At 59.7% G+C, this 23,078-nt stretch carries 26 protein-coding genes; 17 read left to right on the forward strand and 9 right to left on the reverse strand.

What is annotated here, in order from left to right; all coding sequences use genetic code 11:
• Positions 1-16: 16 nt before the first annotated feature.
• From AGR7B_RS10555 to AGR7B_RS10565, 3 genes are all read left to right on the forward strand, one after another.
• Complete coding sequence (locus AGR7B_RS10555) at positions 17-913, forward strand: LysR family transcriptional regulator VtlR (protein ID WP_020011327.1); 897 nt, start codon at positions 17-19, stop codon at positions 911-913.
• Between the two features lie 615 nt (positions 914-1,528).
• Positions 1,529-1,819 (forward strand): ArsR/SmtB family transcription factor, encoded by a 291-nt coding sequence (locus AGR7B_RS10560; RefSeq protein WP_003522852.1) that lies wholly within the window; start codon positions 1,529-1,531, stop codon positions 1,817-1,819.
• Between the two features lie 127 nt (positions 1,820-1,946).
• The gene (locus AGR7B_RS10565) at positions 1,947-3,059 is read left to right on the forward strand and encodes an alkene reductase (protein ID WP_065655738.1); all 1,113 of its coding nucleotides are present in this window, start codon (positions 1,947-1,949) and stop codon (positions 3,057-3,059) included.
• A gap of 53 nt (positions 3,060-3,112) precedes the next feature.
• On the opposite strand, the gene AGR7B_RS10570 is transcribed toward AGR7B_RS10565, so the two are convergent.
• Both AGR7B_RS10570 and AGR7B_RS10575 read right to left on the reverse strand, forming a co-directional pair.
• On the reverse strand, positions 3,113-3,502 hold the full coding sequence (locus AGR7B_RS10570) for a DUF6220 domain-containing protein (RefSeq protein WP_080856606.1): 390 nt from the start codon (positions 3,500-3,502) through the stop codon (positions 3,113-3,115).
• Complete coding sequence (locus AGR7B_RS10575) at positions 3,502-4,539, reverse strand: NAD-dependent epimerase/dehydratase family protein (RefSeq protein ID WP_080856607.1); 1,038 nt, start codon at positions 4,537-4,539, stop codon at positions 3,502-3,504. Before AGR7B_RS10575 ends, AGR7B_RS10570 begins: the two co-directional genes overlap by 1 nt.
• Before the next feature lie 89 nt (positions 4,540-4,628).
• Here AGR7B_RS10575 and AGR7B_RS10580 point away from each other — a divergent pair, with 89 nt between their 5' ends.
• Positions 4,629-5,573, forward strand: a complete 945-nt coding sequence (locus AGR7B_RS10580; protein ID WP_003522856.1) for a LysR family transcriptional regulator — start codon at positions 4,629-4,631, stop codon at positions 5,571-5,573.
• 58 nt (positions 5,574-5,631) lie between these two features.
• On the opposite strand, the gene AGR7B_RS10585 is transcribed toward AGR7B_RS10580, so the two are convergent.
• Complete coding sequence (locus AGR7B_RS10585; RefSeq protein WP_003522857.1) at positions 5,632-5,898, reverse strand: DUF2188 domain-containing protein; 267 nt, start codon at positions 5,896-5,898, stop codon at positions 5,632-5,634.
• 194 nt (positions 5,899-6,092) lie between these two features.
• Here AGR7B_RS10585 and AGR7B_RS10595 point away from each other — a divergent pair, with 194 nt between their 5' ends.
• Complete coding sequence (locus tag AGR7B_RS10595) at positions 6,093-7,199, forward strand: calcium:cation antiporter (protein ID WP_080856608.1); 1,107 nt, start codon at positions 6,093-6,095, stop codon at positions 7,197-7,199.
• A 58-nt stretch (positions 7,200-7,257) separates the two neighbouring features.
• On the opposite strand, the gene AGR7B_RS10600 is transcribed toward AGR7B_RS10595, so the two are convergent.
• Positions 7,258-8,460 (reverse strand): pyridoxal phosphate-dependent aminotransferase, encoded by a 1,203-nt coding sequence (locus tag AGR7B_RS10600; protein ID WP_003522859.1) that lies wholly within the window; start codon positions 8,458-8,460, stop codon positions 7,258-7,260.
• Positions 8,461-8,671: 211 nt separating this feature from the next.
• On the opposite strand from AGR7B_RS10600, the gene AGR7B_RS10605 reads away from it, so the two are divergent.
• The 4 genes from AGR7B_RS10605 (at position 8,672) to AGR7B_RS10625 (ending at position 11,769) form a co-directional block, all read left to right on the forward strand.
• Positions 8,672-9,598: an EAL domain-containing protein gene (locus AGR7B_RS10605; RefSeq protein WP_080856609.1), complete on the forward strand. Its 927-nt coding sequence runs from the start codon at positions 8,672-8,674 to the stop codon at positions 9,596-9,598.
• 146 nt (positions 9,599-9,744) lie between these two features.
• Positions 9,745-10,056, forward strand: a complete 312-nt coding sequence (locus AGR7B_RS10610) for a hypothetical protein (RefSeq protein WP_078051800.1) — start codon at positions 9,745-9,747, stop codon at positions 10,054-10,056.
• 150 nt (positions 10,057-10,206) lie between these two features.
• On the forward strand, positions 10,207-11,109 hold the full coding sequence (locus tag AGR7B_RS10615) for a DMT family transporter (protein WP_080856610.1): 903 nt from the start codon (positions 10,207-10,209) through the stop codon (positions 11,107-11,109).
• A 444-nt stretch (positions 11,110-11,553) separates the two neighbouring features.
• Entirely contained in the window at positions 11,554-11,769 is a 216-nt protein-coding gene (locus AGR7B_RS10625) for a cold-shock protein (RefSeq protein WP_003494703.1), read from the forward strand.
• Between the two features lie 145 nt (positions 11,770-11,914).
• Here AGR7B_RS10625 and AGR7B_RS10630 read toward each other — a convergent pair whose 3' ends face one another.
• A complete protein-coding gene (locus AGR7B_RS10630) occupies positions 11,915-12,559 on the reverse strand; it encodes an MBL fold metallo-hydrolase (RefSeq protein WP_080856611.1) in 645 nt (214 codons plus the stop codon).
• 230 nt (positions 12,560-12,789) lie between these two features.
• Between AGR7B_RS10630 and AGR7B_RS10635 the strand changes: the two genes are divergently transcribed.
• From AGR7B_RS10635 to AGR7B_RS10655, 4 genes are all read left to right on the forward strand, one after another.
• Complete coding sequence (locus AGR7B_RS10635; protein ID WP_080856612.1) at positions 12,790-13,389, forward strand: DUF1236 domain-containing protein; 600 nt, start codon at positions 12,790-12,792, stop codon at positions 13,387-13,389.
• Positions 13,390-13,630: 241 nt separating this feature from the next.
• The gene (locus tag AGR7B_RS10645; protein ID WP_031234081.1) at positions 13,631-14,137 is read left to right on the forward strand and encodes a MarR family winged helix-turn-helix transcriptional regulator; all 507 of its coding nucleotides are present in this window, start codon (positions 13,631-13,633) and stop codon (positions 14,135-14,137) included.
• Positions 14,138-14,139: 2 nt separating this feature from the next.
• Positions 14,140-14,853 carry a response regulator gene (locus AGR7B_RS10650; RefSeq protein ID WP_080856613.1) on the forward strand — a complete coding sequence of 238 codons (714 nt, stop codon included), beginning with the start codon at positions 14,140-14,142 and terminating at the stop codon, positions 14,851-14,853.
• Positions 14,854-14,884: 31 nt separating this feature from the next.
• Positions 14,885-16,264 (forward strand): ATP-binding protein, encoded by a 1,380-nt coding sequence (locus AGR7B_RS10655; protein WP_065655728.1) that lies wholly within the window; start codon positions 14,885-14,887, stop codon positions 16,262-16,264.
• Between the two features lie 58 nt (positions 16,265-16,322).
• On the opposite strand, the gene AGR7B_RS10660 is transcribed toward AGR7B_RS10655, so the two are convergent.
• The 4 genes from AGR7B_RS10660 to AGR7B_RS10675 all read right to left on the reverse strand — a co-directional run bounded on the left by AGR7B_RS10660 (position 16,323) and on the right by AGR7B_RS10675 (position 18,688).
• Positions 16,323-16,664, reverse strand: coding sequence for a tRNA-binding protein (locus AGR7B_RS10660; RefSeq protein ID WP_003522868.1), 342 nt, complete (start codon positions 16,662-16,664; stop codon positions 16,323-16,325).
• 11 nt (positions 16,665-16,675) lie between these two features.
• On the reverse strand, positions 16,676-17,494 hold the full coding sequence (gene proC, locus AGR7B_RS10665; RefSeq protein WP_078051799.1) for a pyrroline-5-carboxylate reductase: 819 nt from the start codon (positions 17,492-17,494) through the stop codon (positions 16,676-16,678).
• 1 nt (position 17,495) lies between these two features.
• Positions 17,496-17,996: a type III secretion system chaperone family protein gene (locus AGR7B_RS10670; RefSeq protein WP_003522870.1), complete on the reverse strand. Its 501-nt coding sequence runs from the start codon at positions 17,994-17,996 to the stop codon at positions 17,496-17,498.
• Between the two features lie 428 nt (positions 17,997-18,424).
• Positions 18,425-18,688, reverse strand: coding sequence for an accessory factor UbiK family protein (locus AGR7B_RS10675; RefSeq protein ID WP_003522871.1), 264 nt, complete (start codon positions 18,686-18,688; stop codon positions 18,425-18,427).
• Positions 18,689-18,996: 308 nt separating this feature from the next.
• On the opposite strand from AGR7B_RS10675, the gene lgt reads away from it, so the two are divergent.
• The 4 genes from lgt to AGR7B_RS10695 all read left to right on the forward strand — a co-directional run bounded on the left by lgt (position 18,997) and on the right by AGR7B_RS10695 (position 23,024).
• Positions 18,997-19,809, forward strand: a complete 813-nt coding sequence (gene lgt, locus AGR7B_RS10680) for a prolipoprotein diacylglyceryl transferase (RefSeq protein WP_162934157.1) — start codon at positions 18,997-18,999, stop codon at positions 19,807-19,809.
• A 15-nt stretch (positions 19,810-19,824) separates the two neighbouring features.
• On the forward strand, positions 19,825-20,925 hold the full coding sequence (locus AGR7B_RS10685) for a class I SAM-dependent methyltransferase (RefSeq protein ID WP_080856614.1): 1,101 nt from the start codon (positions 19,825-19,827) through the stop codon (positions 20,923-20,925).
• A 151-nt stretch (positions 20,926-21,076) separates the two neighbouring features.
• On the forward strand, positions 21,077-21,871 hold the full coding sequence (pgeF, locus tag AGR7B_RS10690) for a peptidoglycan editing factor PgeF (protein WP_080856615.1): 795 nt from the start codon (positions 21,077-21,079) through the stop codon (positions 21,869-21,871).
• 1 nt (position 21,872) lies between these two features.
• On the forward strand, positions 21,873-23,024 hold the full coding sequence (locus AGR7B_RS10695) for a M24 family metallopeptidase (RefSeq protein ID WP_080856616.1): 1,152 nt from the start codon (positions 21,873-21,875) through the stop codon (positions 23,022-23,024).
• Positions 23,025-23,078: the final 54 nt, after the last annotated feature.

Consider the following 23,078-nt stretch of genomic DNA (forward strand, 5'->3'; position numbering starts at 1 on the left):
CAGGATAGGCATGGCAATGCCATTGGACTGGGATAAACTGCGCATTTTTCATGCCGCAGCCGAAGCAGGGTCTTTCACCCATGCTGCCGACAAGCTGCATTTGTCCCAGTCGGCCATTAGCCGTCAGGTCAGCGCGCTGGAGCAGGATGTCGGCGTCAAGCTGTTCCATCGCCACGCCCGCGGTCTCATCCTCACCGAACAGGGCGAGTTGCTGTACCGCACCGCCCATGACGTGCTTCTGAAGCTCGAAACGGTGAAGATGCAGCTCACCGAAACGACGGAGAAGCCGAGCGGCAAGCTGCGCGTGACGACGACCGTCGGCCTCGGCCAGGGCTGGCTGACGGACAAGGTGCAGGAATTCCTGCAGCTCTATCCGGAAATGTCGATCCAGCTCATCCTCGACAATGAGGAGCTGGACGTGAACATGCGTCACGCCGATTGCGCCATCCGCCTGCGCCAGCCGCAGCAGTCGGACCTCATTCAGCGCAAGTTGTTCACGGTGCACATGCACGTCTACGCCGCGCCGTCCTATATCAACCGCCATGGTGAGCCGCAGTCGATCGAGGATCTCGACAATCACCGCATCATCTCCTTCGGCGAACCGGCGCCCAACTATCTGCTGGACGTCAACTGGCTGGAGAACGCCGGACGCTCATCCGACAACACGCGTACACCACACCTACAGATCAACAGCCAGACCTCGATCAAGCGCGCCTGCCTGCTGGGAATCGGTATTGCCTGCTTGCCGGATTATATCGTCGGCCGCGATCCGGGCCTTATCCAGCTATCGCTCGCCGCCGATATTCCGTCCTTCGATACCTATTTCTGCTATCCGGATGAGATGAAAAACGCTGCAAAGCTGAAAGCCTTCCGCGACTTCATCGTGGCAAAGGCGCGGAACTGGAACTTCTGACGTTAAAATAATCGACACTCGGTTATAGCTATTAAATTTCAATAGCTTATCTGACACGATACCTGAGCGGCGCACCTGCGCCGCGCAGGAGCATTGCACATAAAATATACCGGAAATATCGAGGGCTGCGTGGTGCGCATGCCTGACCTGCACAAAAAAGAGTTGTTTCGTGCACAAAAAAGCACCATATCGCTCTCAGCTGATGCACACGGTGGCTTTTCCTCCCAGTTCCACCGCATCAGCTGTTCCCCTCTGGAGGTTTTTGACCTTCACACTTAAAGGGCCCTGGATCCATCCGGCGGCCCTCTTTTTTTACCCGCAAGAATTTTCTCCGAATTGGCGAAATATCGCATGATGCAACCTTGTTTTGCATTATTCCCACACCCATATTTTAGTCAGCTGTCACGCTCGCTCAAGGCACGCGGCAGCTGTTCCCCTCTGGAGGTTTTGACCTTCAAACTTATCAGGCCGCGGAGATATCCAGCGGCCTTCTTTTTTGGAAATGCATGCCCGCCCCCCCCTCGATCCTCACAGACGATCCTCACAGAGACGTGACTTGTATATCGATGATGATCGATATAAATATCGGACATGCCAGATATTGAAGAAGCACCGATGAACCCGGAGGAAATCCTCAAAGCCCTTTCGCACCCCGCAAGGCTGAAATTCCTGGAATGGCTGAAGTCTCCTGAAAGTCACTTCTGCCAGGAGCATCCCCTCAGCATGGGTGTATGCGCCAACCAGTTTCAGATCAGCGGCCTGTCGCAATCCACCGTCTCGTCGCATCTGGCGGTGTTGCAGGCAGCCGGCCTGATAAGGTCGAAAAAGGTCGGGCAATGGGTGTTTTTCGAACGCAACGAGGAAACCATCGACGCCTTCCGCAATTATCTGCAAGCCAATCTCTGAGCCTCCCAAGCTTTGAGCCTCGGGGTGTCGGACCGGAAACTGCAAGACGGTTTTCATTCCGGCACCCAGACAGAAAGACAGCGCGTCCCCCGCGCAATTTCGCCAACCGACCAGAAAGTGAAGTCGCATGACCAGTCTTTTCGAACCGGCACAGGCCGGCGATATCGCACTCGCCAACCGTATCGTCATGGCCCCCCTCACCCGCAACCGTTCGCCGGGCGCCATTCCCAACAATCTCAACGCCACCTATTACGAGCAGCGCGCCACGGCCGGGCTCATCGTCACGGAAGGCACGCCGATTTCCCAGCAGGGTCAGGGTTACGCTGACGTTCCCGGCCTCTACAAGCGGGAAGCAATCGCGGGCTGGAAACAGGTGACGGACAGCGTGCATTCTGCCGGTGGCAAGATCGTCGCGCAGATCTGGCATGTGGGCCGCATTTCCCACACCTCGCTGCAGCCGCATGGCGGCCAGCCGGTCGCGCCTTCCGCCATTCCGGCCAAGTCGAAGACCTATATCATCAATGATGACGGCACCGGCGCCTTTGCCGAAACCTCCGAGCCCCGTGCGCTCACCATCGACGATATCGGCCTCATTCTTGAGGATTACCGCAGCGGCGCGCGCGCAGCACTGGAAGCCGGTTTCGACGGTGTCGAAATCCATGCCGCCAATGGCTACCTGATCGAGCAGTTCCTGAAATCCAGCACTAACCAGCGCACGGATGATTATGGCGGCTCCATCGAAAACCGGGCCCGCTTCCTGCTCGAAGTTGTCGATGCCGTGGCGGAAGAGATCGGCGCAGGCCGTACCGGTATCCGCCTCTCACCCGTCACGCCCGCCAACGACATTTTCGAAGCCGATCCGCAGCCGCTTTATAATTACGTGGTGGAACAGCTCGGCAAGCGCAATCTCGCCTTCATCCATGTCGTTGAAGGTGCAACCGGCGGCCCGCGCGATTTCAAGCAGGGCGACAAGCCTTTCGATTATGCCGCCTTCAAGGCCGCTTATCGCAATGCCGGCGGCAAGGGTCTGTGGATCGCCAATAATGGCTACGACCGTGAGAGCGCCATCGAGGCGGTTGAAAGCGGTAAAGTCGATGCCGTGGCTTTCGGCAAGGCCTTCATCGCCAATCCGGATCTGGTCCGCCGCCTGAAAAACGACGCGCCGCTCAACGAGCCGAACCAGCCGACCTTCTATGGCGGCGGAGCCGAAGGTTACACCGACTATCCGGCGCTTGCCTGATAATGGATAAAGCAAAGACGCCGCACTGCCCGAAAGCAGTGCGGCGTTTTCTTTCAGCGCAGGCTTCGCGCCTGCCGCGCGGCAAAATCGGAAAACGCGCCCATGACGAAGGCGTTAGGCACATGCAGCGCCTGCAGGAAGCCATTGCCCGTTTCCCGGCCGATGCTCATCAGGGCCACCTGAAGACAGTAAAGACCAAGCAGGGCCAGCGTGCGGGCAAGATTCGGCCGGAGATGGTCATATAGAGAAGCGAGAACCGCCAGCGACAGGATCGGAACGGCGATCAGAAAGCCGAGCCCCTTGTGCAGCGAAAGCAGCGATCCATCGTAATAGATCGACAGCCCGGCCAGCAGCACCTGCGCGAAGATCAGCATCGGCACGCTTGCCGAAATCACGGCAAACACGCGACGCCGGGCCGACATCCCATTCGCAATCGTGGCCATCACACCCTGCCCCCGGCATCGGCCGGATGAGAAAGGCTCGACGGCTGCGGCCTCTGCTCAAGGCAGCCGAGGCTCGCAAGTGTCGTCGCTACCGCGATGTCGATCGGTGTTCTGGGTTCCGTTCCGAGGAAATCCGTCAGCCTGCGATTGCTCATCCGGATCGGCATCTGCCAGAGATATTGCATTTCCAGCACTTCGCGGAACAGGGGAACGAAGGGAGCGGCCAATTTGATGCCCGACCAGGACAGCTGCCGCCTCCTGACCGGATGCCCGACAACCCGCTCGATGGCTTCAACCAGTTGCAGCCCGTCGAAATCCCAGAAACCTTCCATGTGATAGACGGCGAAAGCCGGAAGCTCGTCTGCGCGGTCCAGCAGCCGGCCAATGGTCTCGGCGACATCCGGCAGATAGGCCCATTGATGCCCGGCATGGGGCGCGGCGGGATTCCGGACACTCCGGACCGGCTTTCCGGGTTTCACCAGCATCTGCGAAAACCAGTTGTTTCTCGCATCCGGCCCAAAGAAATCCCCGGCGCGGACGATCAGCACCGACACGCCACGCATCGACGCCATTTTCAGCCGACGCTCCATCTCCACACGCAATGCGCCCTTGCGGGTGAACGGCTTTTGCGGGCTGTCTTCCGTCAGAAGCGGAAAGGCGTCCGGGCCGAAATTATAGACGCTGCCCGGAAAGACGATCCTCGCCCCGCTGGCCTCGGCGGCGGCAATGGTATTGTCGAGCATCGGCAGCACCTGGCTTTCCCAGTTGCGATACCCGGGAGGATTGACCGCATGGACGATGAGGCTCACGCCTTTTGCCGCATCCATCACATCCTGCCGGTTCATGGCATCGCCGATCACACGTTCGACGCCATCCGTAGCGCCCGTTGACGTCCGCTGGCGCGTCATCGCCCTCACCCGCCATCCCCGTTGCTGCAGCATTCTGGAGACCTGGCTTCCGACACCGCCATTCACCCCCAAAATCAGGGCCAGAGGCCGTTCATTCTGCGCTGCATTTGCGTTGTTTTCATATATCATCGCCGTACTCCTTGTTGTGGGCTGGAGTATCGTCCCGTTCCACGATATACGAAATTATCGAAATGAGTGGAGCAGCTATACAAAATCTTATGACGAGAAACCGCGACATCAGCTGGGATTTCTATCGCACCTTCCTCAGCGTGCTGAGCGACGGTTCGCTTTCCGCCGCCGCCCGCGAGCTTGGCATCACCCAGCCGACGGCGGGACGTCATATCGGCGCGCTGGAAGAGGCCGTCGGCTTTCCGCTGTTCATCCGCTCGCCGCACGGGCTAATGCCGACGGAAGCAGCGCTTGCGCTCCGCCCCTATGCGGAAAATCTCGCGGCGACGACCGCCGCCCTCATGCGCGCGGCCTCCGGCGAAGTCGGTAAGATCGAAGGCACGGTGCGCATCAGCGCAAGTGATATCATCGGCGTGGAAATGCTGCCGCCGATCATCACGGCCATGCAGGAGGTTCACCCGCGGCTTGAAATCGAGCTTTCGCTTTCCGATACGCTGGAAGACCTTTTAAGGCGCGAGGCGGATATCGCCATTCGCATGACCGAACCGCAGCAGGATGCGATCGTCATGCGTTATATCGGCAATTTCCGTCTGGGATTTCATGCAACGCGCGACTATCTGGCAAGAGCCGGCACCCCGAAGAGCATGGAAGATCTGAACCATCACCGGATGGTCGGCTTCGACCGCAAGACGCCTTTCATCCGGGCGGCCATCCAGCGCATGCGCTCGCTCGATCCGGACATACCCGATATTGAGGAAATTTCCTTTGAAATCCGCGCCGACAGCAATCTCGCCCAGCTTGCCATGATCCGCGCCAGCGCAGGCATCGGCGTCTGTCAGATCGGTCTGGCGCGCAAGGACCCCCGGCTCGTTCAGGTTCTTCCGAAAATCGACATCCCGCTCCACACCTGGGTCGCGATGCATGAAAATCTCAAGACCTCGCCGCGATGTCGTGCCGTGTTCAGCGCCCTCGTCGAAGGCCTCAAGGGGCATCTTAAAGAAACCGATCCGGGCGCACCGCCGAAACGGCGCTAATGCCGAACAACTCCCGGCAAAGTGATCCCGGCTTTGCTGGAAATCCACGGATCGGTGATCAAAACGGTCTGGCCTGCTGCGTCGTCTTGTCGACCACCTCGGCTTCCGGCCGGTCGCCGCCCTGGCTGTATTCTTCATGCCAGTGGCCGCTCTCATCCTGATAGCTGATTTCCTCGTCATCGCCCCCCACCTGCTGTTCGGCGGCAACGATGCGCGCAGCCTCGACGGCATCCGCATAAGAAGGGAATGTTTCGGAATAAGCGCCGTTCATGCGGTAGGCAAAGCCTCCGTCATGTTCGACAATTTCATATACCACTTTGGTCATGCATGGTCCTCCTGCTTCGGTAGGCGACATGGCAACCACAACCGCGTTTCAAGCATTGCACCCGATGGGACACCGCGGCATGAGCAGCATGTCCTGCAACACCACTATCCTACCAAAAGCATTCAAGCGCAAATCCTGCTTGATCTGGGGGACGATACGTCACAGCCTGAGCCGATCAGGGGGAAGGGAAATCGATGGCGGGTTCTATTCTGAAACAGGAGCGCATGCTGCTGCTGGCGATACCGGCGGCAATCGTCGCCTATCTGGCCGAACATGCAATATTCGAAGCCGGAAAAACGGCGGCGCTGATCGCCGCGGTCGCGCTGATCGGGCTCATCGTCCTGGTCTCGATGCGGGTTGCCCATCACGCCGAAATCCTCGCCACCAAGGTCGGCGACCCTTACGGCACCATGATCCTGACGCTGTCGGCCGTTGCGGTGGAAGTGCTGATCCTCGCCATCATCATGAGCGAATCCAGTTCGCCCACTCTGGTGCGGGATACGATCTATTCCGCCGTGATGATCGACATCAACGGCATTCTCGGTCTCGCGGCGCTGCTCGGCGGTCTTCGCCACGGCGAGCAGCCCTATAATGACGATTCCGGCAAGACCTATGGCGTGATGATCCTCACCGCCATGGGTATTTCGATGATCGTGCCGGAATTCATCCCCAATGAAAGCTGGCATGTCTACTCCGCCTTCACCATCGTCGCGATGATCGCGCTTTATGCCCTGTTCCTCAAAATGCAGGTCGGCCCGCACAGCTATTTCTTCAGCTATGCCTATCCCCGCAAGGCGCATCCGGCCGGACAGGCATCGGACGGCCATGCGGAAGAGGAGGACGAAGGCAGCGTACCGCTCTCCATCGGCCTCATCATCGCCGGCGTGGTGCTGATCGGCGCGCTGGCGGAATTCATGTCGGCCTTCTTAAGCGAAAGCCTCGAGGGCACCAGCGCGCCGCCAGCGCTGATGGCGGTAGTGGTGGCGACGATCTCGGCATCGCCGGAAATCCTCACCGCGCTTCGGTCCGCCTTGCGAAACCGCATGCAGGCGGTGGTCAATATCGCCATGGGCGCATCGCTGTCGACGGTCATCCTCACCGTGCCCGTCATGGAGGGTATCGCGCTTTATACCGGCCAGCCCTTCATCATGGCAATGACCCCGGTTCAGACCGTCATGGTCTTCATCACCCTCATCGCCGCCGCCATCAATCTCAATGACGGCGAGACCAACGCGATTGAAGGAATGACGCATTTCATTCTCTTCGCCACCTTCATCATGCTGCTGTTTCTGGGGCTTTGACCAAAACGAAAAAAGCCCGGCATCGCTGCCGGGCTTCTTCATTTGAGATCACAACCGATCAGCGGCAATCGGCGCAGAAGCGCTGGATGCGCTTGCAGGCTTCTTCCAGCAGCGCTTCCGACGTGGCGTAGGAAATGCGGAAGTTCGGGCCGAGGCCGAAAGCCGATCCCTGCACGACGGCGACGCCTTCGGCTTCCAGAAGCTCGGAAACGAAATCCGTATCCGTCTCTATGACCTTGCCCGACGGCGCGGTCTTGCCGATCAGGCCGGCGCAGGACGGATAAACGTAGAATGCGCCTTCCGGAGCCGGGCAGCTGATGCCCTTCGCCTGGTTGAGCATGGAAACGACGAGGTCACGACGGCCTTCGAAGATTTTCTTGTTCGCCGGAATGAAATCCTGCGTGCCGTTCAAGGCTTCGACAGCGGCCCATTGCGCAATCGAGCTTGCGCCCGAGGTCTGCTGGCCCTGGATCATGTCCATGGCCTTGATCAGCGGCAGCGGGCCGGCAGCGTAACCGATACGCCAGCCGGTCATGGCATAGGCCTTGGAGACGCCGTTCATCGTCAGCGTGCGGTCATAGAGCGAAGGCTCCACTTCGACCGGCGTGACGAATTTGAAATCGCCATAGGTCAGGTGCTCATACATGTCGTCCGTCAGCACCCAGACATGCGGATGCTTGACCAGCACATCGGTCAGCGCCTTCAGCTCGTCGTGCGAATAGGCGGCGCCCGACGGGTTGGACGGCGAGTTGAACACGAACCACTTGGTCTTCGGCGTGATCGCCTTTTCCAGCGCTTCCGGCTTCAGCTTGAAATTGTCTTCCAGCGTGGCGTCGACGAAAACCGGCGTGCCGCCGCAGATCGCCACCATTTCCGGATAGCTGACCCAGTAGGGCGCCGGAATGATGACTTCATCGCCTGGGTTCAGGGTGGCCATGAAGGCGTTGAAGAGGATCTGCTTGCCGCCCGTGCCGACAATCGTCTGCTCCGGCTTGTAGTCCAGCCCGTTTTCACGCTTGAACTTGTCGGCAATCGCCTTGCGCAGTTCCGGAATACCCGAAACCGGCGTGTATTTCGTTTCGCCGCGCTTGATGGCGTCGATGGCCGCTTCCTTGATATTTTCGGGCGTATCGAAATCCGGCTCGCCGGCGCCAAGGCTGATCACATCGCGGCCCTTCGCTTTCAGCTCACGGGCTTTCTGGGTAACGGCGATGGTGGCGGATGGCTTTACGCGGGAGAGAATGTCGGCAAGGAAGGCCATTTTTAATCGGTCCTATTGGGGTTGACATCGGCAGAGGTTGGAAAACTTGTCATCTGCGGCATTTTCTATGTCGAAAGACAGGCCTTCTTTCAAGGTCAAAAGCCGGCTTATGTGCTGCATCGCAGAATTTAAACCTTCCTTAACCCGGAAGTAACGCTTGATACGCTACATTCGCGAGCCTAGAGGTCGTGTCTCTATAGCTGGTTGAAAAATGGCGCTCAAAAGCATCTTTTCCAGTCTTGTCCGCGAGGTCGATGGCACATGGTCCACCGTCTATAGCACCTTCAACCTGAAATCGGCCCTGCAGCCCATTTTCCGCCGCACGGCGAGCGGTATTCTCGACATCGATTCCTTTGAGGGTCTGGTGCGTCCCCATCGCAATGGCGAGCCGGTGACGCCGGGAGAATTCTTCTCGCTGGTCGCGCCGGAAGATATCGAAAATATCGACAGCATCCTGCGCACGATCCACATTCTCAACACCGGCCGGCTCAACCGGTCCCGCGCCCGCATCTTCGTCAATTTCCATCCGGGGCTGTTCCAGACTCCGGCCAAGATGCGCCAGGAAGTGGAGCGCATGCGTCTTGCCGCCCACGAAGCCGGCATGACGGCGGATCGCATCGTCTGCGAAATATCCGAGAAAAAAGCCTCCGATACGCAGATGGTCGCCGACTTCGCGTACCACATGCACGATATCGGCTTTCGCGTGGCGCTCGATGATTATGGCGCGGGCGATTCCGACATCGACCGGGTGAAGCTCATCAAGCCGGACTATGTGAAATTCGAAGCCGGCTGGGTGCGCGATTTCATGCAGAATTCGGCGGGCGCTGCCCTTCTGCGCGTCATCGTCAGCCAGTTTCGCGCCGATGGCATAGAGCCGGTCTTCGAAGGACTGGAAGCTGCATGGCAGGTCGATCTGTGCGAAGAACTCGGCGTCTTCTTGATGCAGGGCTACGTGCTGGCAAAGCCAGAACTTGCCCCGACTAGTTTCGACACACGTTTCCCGGAACTCGGTAGTGAATATTTCGCCCCCTCAAGGACGGAAAGAGGCCCTGCGCCACCGGCATTTTTCCGGGAAGAACGCCCCGCCGATCCGCACCCGCTGCGCCAGACCCGGACCTTCGGAAAACGCGGCCTCTGACGCCAAATCCGCCCAAACGGCTCTCCTAACCGGCTTTGCCACAATATTGCCGCAATAAATGCCGCGGAACGCCAGAATTCGGTCTCCAAGCCGTCCATTTCGAAGCCTCTTTTATCCTTTAAGAACAGGGACAAGAGGCGACAGCCATGTTTACCAACGATCGGACTTCCGTTGAAAGGTTAAGGGCGCAGAGAACGCTGTTTTCCCTCTGGATGGCCGTTGCGGCGTTTCTTGTCATCGTCACCATGGCCGCCGGCATCGCAACCTCGGCCAATGCGGCTGCCCAGGCGGTCGATACCCTGCATACTTCCGCCATTCCGCAGGTGGCAGCGACGACGAAAGCGAGTCCCCACATCCTGCTCATCGTCCTTTCGGCCGCGGCCTTCATTGGCCTCGGCATTGGCGGCCTGACGCTCACCCGGCGCAGCCTGAAGGACGAGGCCCGCCGCTACAAATAAGCGGCCCTCCCCTCGACTTGCGGCATCGGCAGCTTGCTGCTAAAGCACCCGGAAACAGTCATCCGCATCGCGGATCGATATTTCAAAAATCCCCGAATTGCCACGGCCGCGACTGAATGATCTTCCGGCCCTGCCGTGCTGGTGCCAACAATGACGCGTATTCAGGCCAATATGCTGCTTCTGCTCGCCGCAGCAATCTGGGGAGGCGGCTTCGTCGCGCAATCCTCCGCCATGGCGTCTATTGGCCCATTCTGGTTCGTCGGCCTGCGTTTCGCCATTGCCGCCATCGCCGTGCTGCCCTTCGCGTTCATGGAAACACGGTCGCTGAAATCGCCGCCGCGCCGGCGCGAAATCGGCAGCTTCATCCTCGTGGGTCTGGCCCTGTTCGGCGGCGCCACCACCCAGCAGGTCGGGCTCCTGACCACGACCGTCACCAATTCCAGCTTCCTGACCGGGCTCTACGTCATCTTCGTACCGGTGATCGCCGTCGTGCTTTACCGCCGTCATCCCCACTGGATCGTCTGGCCATGCGCGCTGATGATGCTGGGCGGCATATTCCTGCTCTCCGGAGGCGCATTCGAGGCGCTGACCACCGGCGATATTCTCAGCATCATCTGCGCCTTCTTCTGGGCGATCCAGATCACGCTGGCCGGGCGCTTCGTCTCCGAAAGCGGAAGGCCGCTGGCGCTTTCCTGCACCCAGTTCGCCGTTTGCTCCCTTCTTAGTTGCATGATCGGCGTCGTGTTCGAACCGATCAGCATGGCCTCCATCGAGGCGTCGCTGGCGGAAATCCTCTATGTCGGCCTCGTCTCCTCCGGCCTCGCCTTCGTGCTGCAGGTCATCGGCCAGCGTTACACCACCGCCCCGCAGGCCGCGATATTCCTGTCCTCGGAAGCGCTTTTCGGCGCTTTGCTGGCTTCGGTGTTCCTGAAGGAAACCATTTCAAGCGCCGGCTACATCGGCTGCCTGATCATATTCGTCGCGATCCTGATCGTGGAACTGGTGCCGGAATTGACGCGCAAACGGCAAAAAACCATGGCTGGAGCGGCCTGACGCAAAAAGAACTTATTTTTCTCGTTCCGCCGTAAATCCAGATAGGGCATTCAAATTTTGCCGTGAAATCCTGCGGTAAACGGCAATTATTTCATCAACTGTCGCTTCTGCGGAAAAAATATGCGATTGCGCAATCTTATTCTACCGCAGGTTTTTTATCTGACAAAAAGCCCGTGAAAACTTTTGCTTGCCAATTTTCGATAAACGCATCACTCTACCGCGGTTCGGGCAATTTGCGAGCATGGGAAGGCCTATAATTTTGCGCACTGGGGACGCTATAAACCTCGGGCGGTGGGACGAAAAACGTTGGATGAGAACGCCATTACTTCCCGCTGCGAAGGTCCATTTTCTCAATAGTCAAAAACTGCCTGCCAACGCCCACGCGGGGCAAAACTGTAATGCTGCCTGTAGCTGAACGCGGGCAGAGCGAAAAGGACCTGATGCATGGCCGAAACTGGCACCGTAAAATTCTTCAATACAGACAAAGGCTTCGGCTTCATCAAGCCAGACAATGGTGGCGCTGATATCTTTGTTCACATCTCTGCCGTACAGGCTTCTGGCCTGTCCGGACTTTCAGAAAATCAGAAAGTGAGCTTCGACACGGAACCGGATCGTCGCGGCAAGGGGCCGAAGGCAGTCAATCTGCAGATTGCTGGCTGACCCTAAAACGGCTTTCTTTTCTAGTTGAAGCCCGGCAGGAATGCCGGGTTTTTTTGTGCGGTCCCGCAGGCCTTAGAGCATTTCCAGGAAAAGTGGAATCCGGTTTTCCGTCTGGGAATGCGTAAAAACTCTAATAGGCCGGCGCTCAGAGCCCCTTGAGATAGGGGTTGGTGAGCCGCTCCTCGCCCAGCCGTCCACCCGGACCATGGCCGCAGATGAAACCGACATCGTCACCCAGCGGCAAAAGCTTGTCGCGGATGGACGCCATCAATTGCTCGTGGTTTCCGCCCGGCAGGTCCGTGCGCCCCACCGATCCCGAAAACAGCACGTCGCCGACATGGGCGAAGTTCTGGTCGCGGTTGTAATATATGACGTGGCCGGGCGCATGACCTGGGCAATGATAGACCTCGAAGACGTGGTCTCCAAATGAGACCTTATCGCCTTCCTTCAACCATGTATCAGGCACCACATTCTTCAGACCGCTGATGCCGTATTTCTCCGCCTGCACCTCGATCCTCTCCAGCAGAGGCCGGTCGTCCTCATGCGGCCCGATGACCGGCAGCGACAGCTTTTCACGCAGCTCATCGGCACCGCCGGCATGATCGAGATGCCCGTGCGTCAGCCAGATTTCCTTCAGCGCGATGCCGTTTTCAGACACGACCTGGAGAATGACGTCCACATCCCCACCGGGATCGACGACGACGCCCTCTTTGGTGTCCTGATCGAACAGGATAGTGCAATTCTGCTCGAATGGCGTGACCGGAATAATGCCCGCCTGCAATTTTCCCATATCCTGTATCTCCTGTCTGAAAGCTCCAGCCTCCTATAGCCCGCGACCGGGTGCGGCACAATGGCGGCGGAAAAGACGGCGACTTCCGGCGACTGAAGCAGTCTAAAATATAATTGGAAACAGTGAGATAGCAACAAATCCTAGGCTGATGGCGGGATTTGCCGGCAAAAAATGTGGAACGCCCCGATGGTTGCGACGTTGTAGCTCCAGTCTTGAAAGGAGTGAGACACATGGACAAGACGCTTAAAATGCTCATGGCTGGCGGCGCCTTCGCCTTGATGGCCGGTTTCGCGAACGCCGCCATGGTCGCCACCACCGCATCTGATATTTCCGTTCGCTCAGGCCCCGGTGAAGACTATCCCGAAGTGGGACTGGCCACCCGCGGCAGCAATGCGGTTCTGGATGGCTGCATGGAAGGCAGCAGCTGGTGCCGGATCGAAGTCAACGGTCTGCGCGGCTGGGCCCACGCCGATCATCTGAATGTCATGTATGAGGGCTCTCCGGTCATTCTCGAACAGCGCCGCTCGGAACTCAGCGTGCCGGTCGTGACCTACGAAACGACCTCGAGCGTGCAGGTAGAGCCCAATCCCGGCGATCCGAACCTCGGCCGCGTCGGTGAGGTCGATCCTCCGCAATCGGTGATCACCTACATTGACGAACATCCCGCAGACACCGTCACATATGACGGCGACATAGCCGTCGGCAGTGTGTTGCCGTCGGATACGCGTCTCGTCGAAATTCCGGACTATCAATATCGTTATGTCCGGGTGAACGACGTGCCGGTTCTGGTAGAACCTTCGACACGACGGATCGTTTACGTCTATCAGTAAACGCACGGCGGACATCAAGAGACGGATGAAGAGCGCGGAGTTTCCGCGCTCTTTTCTATTTCCGGTAAAGGTCACTCAGGATTCCAGTTGCACCCGCACCCGCGCCATATTATCCACCGCAACAGAAAATGATCGCGGCATTCTCCCGAGCGGACGCATTTTCGGCTATGTTTACAGAATATTGGCGCATCGACGCCTGTCAGCTTATGATCAGACAGCCGCAGAATATGAAGGAACCGTAGTGCCACCGCAATCGCTTAAAACCGCAGCCGCCAGGCAGACACCGGCACTCCCGAAGGTTGACGACGGCAAGATCGACTTCGACACGATCGAGGCGCTGTTTTTCGCCTATCGCGATTTCGTCTCCGATCCCGATGTCATTCTGTCGAAACTGGAATATGGGCGCGCGCATCACCGGGTGGTCTATTTCGTCAGCCGGCAGCCGGGCATGACGGTGGCGGATCTGCTCGATACGTTGCAGATTACCAAGCAGAGCCTTGCCCGTGTGCTGAAGCAATTGATCGACGACGGTTACATCCGCCAGATGGCAGGCCCGGAAGACCGCCGCCAGCGCAGGCTTTACCCCACGCTGACGGGCCGTGAACTGGCGCTGGCGCTGAGCGAGCCGCAGTCGCGCCGCATCGACCGCGCGCTGGAAGGTCTCGGGCCGGACGCCCGCGCCTGCGTGCGCAAATTCCTGGCGCAGATGCGCAGCCCGACGACGACAACCACCGTGGAGGACGAGTGACGATGGCGACAGCACCGACAAAACGTCCACCGGCGGATGACGATGCGGCCCATCTCCTTATCGTCGACGACGATGCCCGTATTCGCGATCTTCTGCAGCGCTTTCTGGGCGACAAGGGCTATCGAATCTCCGTGGCTGCCGATGCCGCCGAAGCACGGCGCAAAATGGTGGGCATCCGTTTCGATCTGCTCATCCTCGACGTGATGATGCCGGGCGAAAACGGGCTTTCGCTGACCCGTTCGCTGAACGAGGACAAATCCGTGCCGGTCATCCTTCTGACCGCCCGGTCGGAAGCGGATTCGCGCATCGCCGGGCTGGAAGCCGGAGCGGACGATTATCTCGCCAAACCCTTCGACCCGCGCGAGCTCGTCCTTCGCATCAACAACATCCTGCGGCGCAATACCTCGCCCGATACCCCCAAGATCGAACAGATCATGTTCGGCCCCTACAGCTTCTCCATCGCCAAAAAGGAATTGCGGCGCGGCCCCGAAACGATCCGCCTGACGGATCGCGAACAGGAGATCATGCTGCTTTTTGCGCTGCGCGCCGGCGATACCATTCCCCGCCACGAGCTGGTGGAAGCGGAATCGGAAGTGGGCGAAAGAACCATCGACGTGCAGATCAACCGTCTTCGCCGAAAGATCGAGGACGACCCTGCCAATCCTGTCTATCTGCAAACGGTGCGCGGCATCGGTTACCGCCTGAGCGTGGACTGACGAGCACCCAACGAAGGGCGAACGCACGGCCATGGCGAGCCTCGATTTTCTCAGCACGGTCAGAAACAGCGGCGTGGCCAAGGCCTGGCGCATGTCGGGCAGATGGCTGCGCCATTGGCTGCCAACCGGCCTCTACACCCGTTCGCTGCTCATCATCATCCTGCCGATGATCCTGCTTCAGGCCGTGGTCGCGGCCGTTTTCATGGAACGTCACTGGCAGCTCGTGACGGAACGCCTCTCCTCCGCCGTGACGCGCGATATCGCCGCGATCATCGAGCTTCTGCAGACGGACCCGGAGGAAGACGACTATCAACGCGTCATCCGCATCGCCCGCGACAAGCTGGGTCTGAGCGTCTATATCGAACCGAAGGCGGATCTGCCTGCTCCGAGACCTGAGCCGCTGTTTTCGATCCTCGACAGGATTCTGGCGGATCAGTTAACGCAGCAGATCGGCCGACCGTTCTGGATCGACACCTATGGCAATGGTTCATTGGTCGAAATCCGCGTCCAGCTGGAAGACAAGACCCTGCGCGTCTTCACAAGCCGCAGCGCGGCCTATGCCTCCAACACCCATATCTTCCTTGTCTGGATGGTCGGGGCATCGCTGGTGCTGATCGCCATCTCCATCCTCTTCCTGCGCGGGCAGATCAAACCCATCGAAGCGCTTGCCAAGGCGGCGGAAAACTTCGGCAAAGGCCAGAAGATCAGCGGCTATTCCCCGCGCGGTGCGGATGAGGTGCGGCGCGCCGGCCTCGCCTTCATCCTGATGCGCGAGCGTATCGAGCGGCAGATGGAGCAGCGCACCGCCATGCTGAACGGCGTCAGCCACGACCTGCGCACCATCCTCACCCGCTTCAAGCTGCAACTGGCGCTCGCGGGCGACAATCCCGACCTCGAGGGGCTCGACAAGGATGTCGAGGACATGCAGTCGATGCTGGAGGCCTATCTGACCTTCGCCCGTACCGATGTCGAAGAGGATGTCGGCACGCTGGAGCTTCCGGCCCTTCTCGAAAAAATCAGCCATGATTTCGAGCTGCACGGCAAGAAATTCAGCTACGAACTCTATAATATCGAGCGGATCATCGCGCGGCCGAACGCGCTGTCCCGGCTCGTCGCCAATCTGGCCGAAAATGCACGGCGCTACGCCGGCAATCTCCACATCGATATCCGCAAGGCGCCGCGTTCCATCATCATGACCTTTGACGATGACGGACCGGGCATTCCGGAGAACTCACGCGAGGATGTGTTCAAGCCGTTCTTCCGGCTGGACGAGGCGCGCAACCTCAATGCTTCGGGCACCGGCCTTGGCCTTTCCATCGTTCGCGACATCGCCCGCAGCCACGGCGGCGATGTGACGCTCGATGAAAGCCCGATGGGTGGATTGCGGGTAATCGTCAAAATTCCGGCTTAAAGCACCGGATCGAAAAGTGTGTCACGGACCCACTCCGGCACTGAGCCGTCGTGTTCCATCAGCACATTTTCTCGCCGTTCGGTACTGGCCGTTCAACGGCGGCAAGCACGATATCGCCATTGGCATCGGCAAAACCGAGCGTCAGAACCTCGGACCGGAAAGGGCCGATCTGGCGCGGCGGAAAATTCACCACGCCCAGAACCTGCCGGCCGACAAGGCTTTCCAGCGTATAATGCACCGTGATCTGCGCCGAGGATTTCTTGACGCCGATCTCCGGCCCGAAATCGATCTTCACCTTGAAGGCAGGCTTGCGCGCCTCGGGAAAAGGCTCGGCCTCGATGATGGTGCCGACGCGGATATCGACCTTCTCGAAATCGGCATAGGAAATTTCACCGCTCATCGCCCGTCCCTTCAGCCCGCCAGCTCTTCAGCGCGGGTTTTTGCGGCAGCGACCGCCCTGTCGAACAGGGGCTGCATGCCGTCTTCCGCCATCAAAACGGACAGCGCCGCAGCCGTGGTGCCGCCCGGCGAGGTGACATTCTGGCGCAGGCGCGCCGCTTCGTCGGAGGATTGATGCAGCAGCTCACCGGCGCCGGCCACGGTCTCGCGCGCCAGACGCATGGCCACATCCGCCGGCAGACCGGCCTTGCGGCCGGCTTCGGCCATGCATTCCACCAGATAGAAGACATAGGCCGGGCCGCTTCCCGAAACGGCGGTTACCGCGTCGATATCGCTTTCGGCATCCACCCATTCGACCGGGCCGCTGACTTTCAGCAGCCCGTCCACCACCGTTTTAAGCTCCGGCGTCAACAGCTCGTTGGCATAGGCCCCCGTGACGCCACGGCCGACCATGGCCGGTGTGTTGGGCATGGCCCGCACGGCCGCAACCTTGCCGAAATGCGAAACGAACGTGCCGATGGTGGTGCCCGCGGCAATCGAAACGACGACCGTATTCGGGCCCAGCAGGGGTTTCAGTGAGGGCAGTACGGCTTCCATCATCTGCGGCTTCACCGCCACGAAAAGAATACCGGCCTTCACACCCTCGGGCACGCTTTCGCTATGGGTGGCTCCGGCTTCCGCAATCGTCGTCCGCATGGCGTCGGAAGGGCGCGGATCAATCACGATGACCTGCGATCCCGGCACGCCCTTTTTCAGCCAGCCTGAAAGCAGAGCGCCGCCCATATTGCCGGCGCCCACCAGGACGAGCGGCCCGGAAGCCTTATATACCATCTTACGCTTCTCCGACGGTCTCGAACATGACCGCTTCGATTGCACTTTTCGCATCCAGCCCCGACCAGACGACGAACTGGAATGCCTGATAATATTGTTCGCAGGCCTCCAGCGCGCTGGAAAGCAGCACTTCCACCTGCTGGTTGTTCGGCTCGGCGCCGCCCGCCAGAAGCAGGGACTGGCGGAAGATCACCACATCTTCCTGCCGCCACAGATCGAAATGCCCCATCAGCACCTGACCATTGACCTGGGAGAGCAGACGAATAACTTCGTTGACGCGCTGGTCCGGCACCTTGATATCGAAGGCGCAGGCAAGATGCAGCGCCTCGAACTCTTCCATCCATGAAAAGGAAACGTGATAGTCGGCCCAGTGACCGGCGACGGTCATGGCGATCTCATCTTCGCCCGAACGTTCGAACGACCAGTCGTTCGAGGCCGCGACGATCTCGATCATGTCCACGGGATTGGACTGACGCTCAATTTCAAATTCTATCAGACTCATGCGGCACCTTCTCAGCCGGTAGGAATGTCCTGTTTTGAACGCCGGGCACAAAACGCACATACAAACCGGGATAAACATTTGAGACGATTGCCCGACACCACCAGAATTACGCATTCACCCTGTCTGGAGCTTACCAGGTCTTTTCGAATCATCATTTAAAATCAGTGTATAATGGCCGAGTCCTGCTGCCACCCCTTCCCCGCCATTTTTGCTTTTTGAACAGTGGATATCTCCTCCCCCATCACCTCAGGCGAGATACATAAGCGACTCTGCCGATTGCGTTTTTTGGAAGTGTCCACAGGCCCCAAAAAATTCGCGCAGGAGGGATGATTTTAACAACCGGGAGTCATTTCGGGCGGAATGGGCCGAAAACAAAAAGTCCCGGAATCGCAAGCGATCCGGGACCCATCGAAAAAAGCGTTAAAAAATCAGTCCTTGGCGGCGGAAAGCTTCGCTTCCAGAGCCTCGATACGGGCGCGCAGCGCGTCGTTTTCATCACGCGCCTGAATGGCCATTTCGCGAACGGCATCGAATTCCTCGCGCCGGACGACGTCCAGACTGTTCAGCCAACGATCCGCCTGGGCGTGAAAAGCGGCTTCGGCTTCCTTGCGCACACCCTGCGCCGCGCCGGCCGCATCGGTCATCAGCTTGGCGAATTCATCCAGAAAACGGTTGGTGCCTGTCGTGCTCATGGCGCTCATCCTTCGTCGGTTCAGGGGCATCGTCTTGCCCGCTGTTGCTAGCCTTCAGGTATGCACTCCATCGCCGCCTTGCAAGCGAAATCGAAAAATCGCAAGAGCTTGCATGGCCTTTGCTATCTTAAGCCGCAGCTTGAAGAATAACCTTGACCGCCGCCATCGCAATCGCCATTTTCCTTGGCGTCAGGGAGACCGGTGAGCATCATCGCCCGGCCCCATGAGGCAATGGCTCGTTCCGTTGTCCGCCCCGCAACGATGACGGAATATACGGATTGTTAGCCGCTCCCACCCAACTCGCCATCATGCCATTCCCCAATATCGATCCCGTAGCGCTGTCCCTCGGCCCGCTCTCGATCCACTGGTACGGCATCGCTTATGTCGCGGGCATCATGCTCGGCTGGTTTTATGCCCGTCGCCTCGCCCGCACGGATCGCCTGTGGCCGAACGAGACGTCGCCGATCTCGGCGCAGCATCTTGACGATTTCATCCTCTGGGCAGCCGGCGGCATCGTACTCGGCGGGCGCATCGGCTACATCCTGTTTTACGATCTCGCCGCCGTCGCCGCCAATCCCATCAGGGCAATCGAGATATGGAACGGCGGCATGTCGTTCCATGGCGGCCTGATCGGCACCACCATCGCCATGATCCTTTTCGCCCGCAAGAACAGCATTCCGGTCTGGAGCATGTTCGACATCGTCGCGGCCGTAGCACCCATCGGCCTGCTGTTTGGGCGCATCGCCAATTTCATCAACGGCGAATTGTGGGGGCGCATCGCCGACGTGCCATGGGCGGTCGTCTTCCCGACCGGCGGCCCCTTCGCGCGGCACCCGAGCCAGCTTTATGAAGCCGGCCTCGAAGGCCTCGTGCTCGTCATCGTTCTTGCAATCGCCATCTACGCCTTCAGGGCGCTGAAGACGCCCGGCGTCGTCACCGGCATCTTCGTCTGCGGTTACGCGCTATCGCGCATCTTCGTAGAGTTCTTCCGCGAGCCGGACGCCCAGATCGGTTATCTCGCCGGCAACTGGCTGACCATGGGCATGGTGCTCTCCACGCCGATGTTCGCTCTCGGCCTCTGGGCGGTTCTGCGGGCGCGCAGCGCGGCAAAAAGCGCCTGAACGGTATGACCCGCCATGACGACACCGCTCGCGCAACGCATCAAATCACTTATCCGGCTCAACGGTCCGCTTAGCGTTACCGACTTCTTCTCGCTCTGCCTCGCCGACCCGGAGCACGGTTATTACAGGAGCCGCGAGCCCTTCGGCCGTTCGGGCGATTTCATCACCGCACCTGAAGTCAGCCAGCTTTTCGGCGAAATGCTCGGCGTTTTCGTGGTCCATGCCTGGCAGAGGCACGGCGCGCCCATGGAAACCCAGCTGGTGGAAATCGGCCCCGGCCGCGGCACCATGATGTCGGACATGCTGCGCGTCATCCGCCGCATCGCACCGCCGCTTTACGAGACGATGCGGGTGCATCTGGTCGAAACCAGCCCCCGCCTTTCCGCCATCCAGAAGGAAACGCTGGCCGCACATGCGGACAGGCTGACCTGGCATGACAGTTTCGACGATGTGCCGGAAGGTTTCCTGCTCCTCGTCGCCAACGAGCTTTTCGACGCCATTCCGATCCGGCAATTCATAAAAACACCACAGGGTTTCCGCGAACGGGTCGTCAGCCTCGACGCCAATGACGAACTTGTGTTCTCGACCGGGCTTGCCGGCATAGACCCGGCCCTGCTGCCGCCGCAGCCGGAACGGCAGCCGATTGGCGCCATAGTCGAGATTTCGCCTGCCCGCGAAGCCGTGATGACCGCGATCTGCCAGCGCCTCTCCGTCCACGGGGGCACGGCGCTCGCCATCGATTACGGCCATCTGGTCGCCGGGTATGGCGATACGTTGCAGGCCATGCGCAACCATGCCTTCGACCCGGCGCTTGCGCATCCCGGCGAAGCCGATCTCACCAGCCATGTCGATTTCGAAAGCCTCGTGAAAACAGCCGAAGCAACCGGCGTACACGTCAACGGCACCCTGAGACAGGGCGACTTTCTCTATGGCCTCGGTCTCAAGGAACGCGCGGCCGCACTTGCCGCCAAAGCCACGCCGGACCAGACGCTGGAAATCGCCGAAGCGGTCAACCGCCTCGCCGGCGAAGGCGCCGGCAAGATGGGGGAACTTTTCAAGGTCATCGCCGTTTCAAGTCCCGCGCTTCATCTCCTGCCGTTTCGCGCGGTGGATTGACAGCGCAATCACCTCTGGGCCAACATCGCCGCGACACACGAAGCAGGCACACTGCATCACACACGCCGCGCAACGCCGCGGCAACCGGAAACATCTCGCTTAACCGTACCTCACTGGCCAACAGCGATATTCTCCAAGGAACTCCCGCACCATGCAGAACGCAACGCTGCCGCTCCCCATCCAGAGTCCCCTGCTCGCCGACTATAGCAAAAACCGTATCCGTCACGGTTTTTTCACCCGGCAGGGCGGGGTGTCGGAAGGGCTTTATCAGGGCCTCAATGTCGGCCTCGGCTCGCATGACGAACCGGAACGGGTGCAGGAAAACCGTCGGCGCGTAACGCAATGGTTCGGCCTGTCGGCGGAGCGCCTCGCCACCGTGCACCAGATCCATTCCCCCGATGTCCTCGTGGTCGATGAAACCTATGACGGCAGCCGCCCGCAGGCCGACGCCATGGTAACCGCGACACCGGGTTTCGTGCTTGGCGTGCTGAGCGCCGATTGCGGCCCGATCCTGTTTGCCGATGCGGAAGCCGGCGTCGTGGGTGCCGCCCATGCCGGCTGGAAAGGCGCGCTGTTCGGCGTGCTCGAAAACACCATCGAGACCATGACGACGCTCGGCGCCAGCCGGGAACGCATCGCCGCCTCGCTCGGCCCTTCGATCAGCCAGAACAATTATGAGGTCGGTCCGGAATATGTGGCGCGTTTCACCGATGTCGATCCGGCCTATGCGAATTATTTCGCCGGGACGGAGAAGGAAGGCCACGCATTGTTCGACCTCAAGCAATTCACCATCGACCGGCTGACGAAAGCCGGTGTGAAAGCGGAAAATCTCGGCCTCTGCACCTATCCCGACGAACATCGCTTCTATTCCTACCGCCGCACCACCCACCGCGCCGAACCCGATTATGGCCGGCAGATTTCCGCAATCGCAATTCTGGAGGACTGACATGGCCCTGCATTTCGAGCTTTCGGAATTCGATGCCCGCCGCGAGCGTCTGCTCGCAAAAATGGCCGAGGAGAAGCTGGACGCCCTTCTGCTTTTCGCGCAGGAAAGCATGTATTGGCTGACCGGCTACGACACGTTCGGCTACTGCTTCTTCCAGACGCTGGTGGTCAAATCGGATGGCTCCATGACGCTTCTGACCCGCTCGGCGGATCTGCGCCAGGCCCGCAATACCTCCATCATCGAGAATATCCTGATCTGGGTCGACCGGCCCAATGCCGACCCGACGCTCGATCTGAAGAACCTGCTGAGCGATCTGGACCTGCTGGGTGCAAAGATCGGCGTCGAATACGACACCCACGGCATGACCGGCCGCGTCGCCCGCCTGCTGGACAACCAGCTCGCCAGCTTCTGCCAGATGAGCGACGCTTCCTATCTGGTCAGCACACTGCGGCTGGTCAAAAGCCCGGCCGAGATCGCCCATGCGCGCAAGGCGGGCCAACTGGCCGATGCGGCGCTGGACGCGGCGCTGCCGCTCATCAGGCCCGGCGCGGACGAGGCCGCAATTCTCGCGGCCATGCAGGGAGCGGTCCTGGCCGGCGGCGGCGATTACCCCGCCAATGAATTCATCGTCGGTTCCGGCGCGGATGCGCTGCTGTGCCGTTACAAGGCCGGCCGCCGCAGGCTCGACGACAAGGATCAGCTGACGCTGGAATGGGCCGGCGTCAGCGCCCATTACCATGCCGCCATGATGCGCACGGTGGTAATCGGCGAACAGGACTTCCGCCAGAAGGAGCTTTACAGCGCCTGCCTGCAAAACCTCACCGCCATCGAAGAGGTGCTGGGGCCGGGCAAGACCTTTGGCGATGTCTTCGACGTGCATGCCCGCGTGATGGACGAACGCGGCTTGACCCGCCACCGGCTGAACTCCTGCGGTTATTCGCTGGGCGCGCGCTTCTCGCCGTCCTGGATGGAGCATCAGATGTTCCATGCCGGCAATCCGCAGGAGATTACCGCCGACATGACACTCTTCGTGCATATGATCGTGATGGATTCCGATTCCGGCACGGCCATGACGCTCGGCCAGACCTATCTGACCACCGACGGCGCACCGGAGCCGCTCTCGCGCCACAACCTCGATCTTCTCACAGCTTAAATCGCTGCCGGGTTTGACAGAGCGGGAAAACCGCCCTTACATTGCGCCACCTTG

The sequence above is a fragment of the Agrobacterium deltaense RV3 genome (assembly GCF_900013505.1).
GTDB classification, from domain to species: domain Bacteria; phylum Pseudomonadota; class Alphaproteobacteria; order Rhizobiales; family Rhizobiaceae; genus Agrobacterium; species Agrobacterium leguminum.

What these genes read in the sequence shown, in the direction of transcription:
- AGR7B_RS10630 (WP_080856611.1), bottom strand. Translation starts at nt 12,559, where the DNA reads ATGGGAAAATTGCAGGCGGGCATTATTCCGGTCACGCCATTCGAGCAG.
- AGR7B_RS10625 (WP_003494703.1), top strand. Translation starts at nt 11,554, where the DNA reads ATGGCCGAAACTGGCACCGTAAAATTCTTCAATACAGACAAAGGCTTC.
- AGR7B_RS10580 (WP_003522856.1), top strand. Translation starts at nt 4,629, where the DNA reads ATGACGAGAAACCGCGACATCAGCTGGGATTTCTATCGCACCTTCCTC.
- AGR7B_RS10660 (WP_003522868.1), bottom strand. Translation starts at nt 16,664, where the DNA reads ATGAGCGGTGAAATTTCCTATGCCGATTTCGAGAAGGTCGATATCCGC.
- pgeF (WP_080856615.1), top strand. Translation starts at nt 21,077, where the DNA reads ATGCAGAACGCAACGCTGCCGCTCCCCATCCAGAGTCCCCTGCTCGCC.
- AGR7B_RS10650 (WP_080856613.1), top strand. Translation starts at nt 14,140, where the DNA reads ATGGCGACAGCACCGACAAAACGTCCACCGGCGGATGACGATGCGGCC.
- AGR7B_RS10585 (WP_003522857.1), bottom strand. Translation starts at nt 5,898, where the DNA reads ATGACCAAAGTGGTATATGAAATTGTCGAACATGACGGAGGCTTTGCC.
- AGR7B_RS10600 (WP_003522859.1), bottom strand. Translation starts at nt 8,460, where the DNA reads ATGGCCTTCCTTGCCGACATTCTCTCCCGCGTAAAGCCATCCGCCACC.
- AGR7B_RS10675 (WP_003522871.1), bottom strand. Translation starts at nt 18,688, where the DNA reads ATGAGCACGACAGGCACCAACCGTTTTCTGGATGAATTCGCCAAGCTG.
- lgt (WP_162934157.1), top strand. Translation starts at nt 18,997, where the DNA reads ATGCCATTCCCCAATATCGATCCCGTAGCGCTGTCCCTCGGCCCGCTC.
- AGR7B_RS10565 (WP_065655738.1), top strand. Translation starts at nt 1,947, where the DNA reads ATGACCAGTCTTTTCGAACCGGCACAGGCCGGCGATATCGCACTCGCC.
- AGR7B_RS10615 (WP_080856610.1), top strand. Translation starts at nt 10,207, where the DNA reads ATGACGCGTATTCAGGCCAATATGCTGCTTCTGCTCGCCGCAGCAATC.
- AGR7B_RS10685 (WP_080856614.1), top strand. Translation starts at nt 19,825, where the DNA reads ATGACGACACCGCTCGCGCAACGCATCAAATCACTTATCCGGCTCAAC.
- AGR7B_RS10575 (WP_080856607.1), bottom strand. Translation starts at nt 4,539, where the DNA reads ATGATATATGAAAACAACGCAAATGCAGCGCAGAATGAACGGCCTCTG.
- AGR7B_RS10655 (WP_065655728.1), top strand. Translation starts at nt 14,885, where the DNA reads ATGGCGAGCCTCGATTTTCTCAGCACGGTCAGAAACAGCGGCGTGGCC.
- AGR7B_RS10570 (WP_080856606.1), bottom strand. Translation starts at nt 3,502, where the DNA reads ATGGCCACGATTGCGAATGGGATGTCGGCCCGGCGTCGCGTGTTTGCC.
- AGR7B_RS10560 (WP_003522852.1), top strand. Translation starts at nt 1,529, where the DNA reads ATGAACCCGGAGGAAATCCTCAAAGCCCTTTCGCACCCCGCAAGGCTG.
- AGR7B_RS10595 (WP_080856608.1), top strand. Translation starts at nt 6,093, where the DNA reads ATGGCGGGTTCTATTCTGAAACAGGAGCGCATGCTGCTGCTGGCGATA.
- AGR7B_RS10610 (WP_078051800.1), top strand. Translation starts at nt 9,745, where the DNA reads ATGTTTACCAACGATCGGACTTCCGTTGAAAGGTTAAGGGCGCAGAGA.
- AGR7B_RS10695 (WP_080856616.1), top strand. Translation starts at nt 21,873, where the DNA reads ATGGCCCTGCATTTCGAGCTTTCGGAATTCGATGCCCGCCGCGAGCGT.
- AGR7B_RS10635 (WP_080856612.1), top strand. Translation starts at nt 12,790, where the DNA reads ATGGACAAGACGCTTAAAATGCTCATGGCTGGCGGCGCCTTCGCCTTG.
- proC (WP_078051799.1), bottom strand. Translation starts at nt 17,494, where the DNA reads ATGGTATATAAGGCTTCCGGGCCGCTCGTCCTGGTGGGCGCCGGCAAT.
- AGR7B_RS10670 (WP_003522870.1), bottom strand. Translation starts at nt 17,996, where the DNA reads ATGAGTCTGATAGAATTTGAAATTGAGCGTCAGTCCAATCCCGTGGAC.
- AGR7B_RS10555 (WP_020011327.1), top strand. Translation starts at nt 17, where the DNA reads ATGCCATTGGACTGGGATAAACTGCGCATTTTTCATGCCGCAGCCGAA.
- AGR7B_RS10605 (WP_080856609.1), top strand. Translation starts at nt 8,672, where the DNA reads ATGGCGCTCAAAAGCATCTTTTCCAGTCTTGTCCGCGAGGTCGATGGC.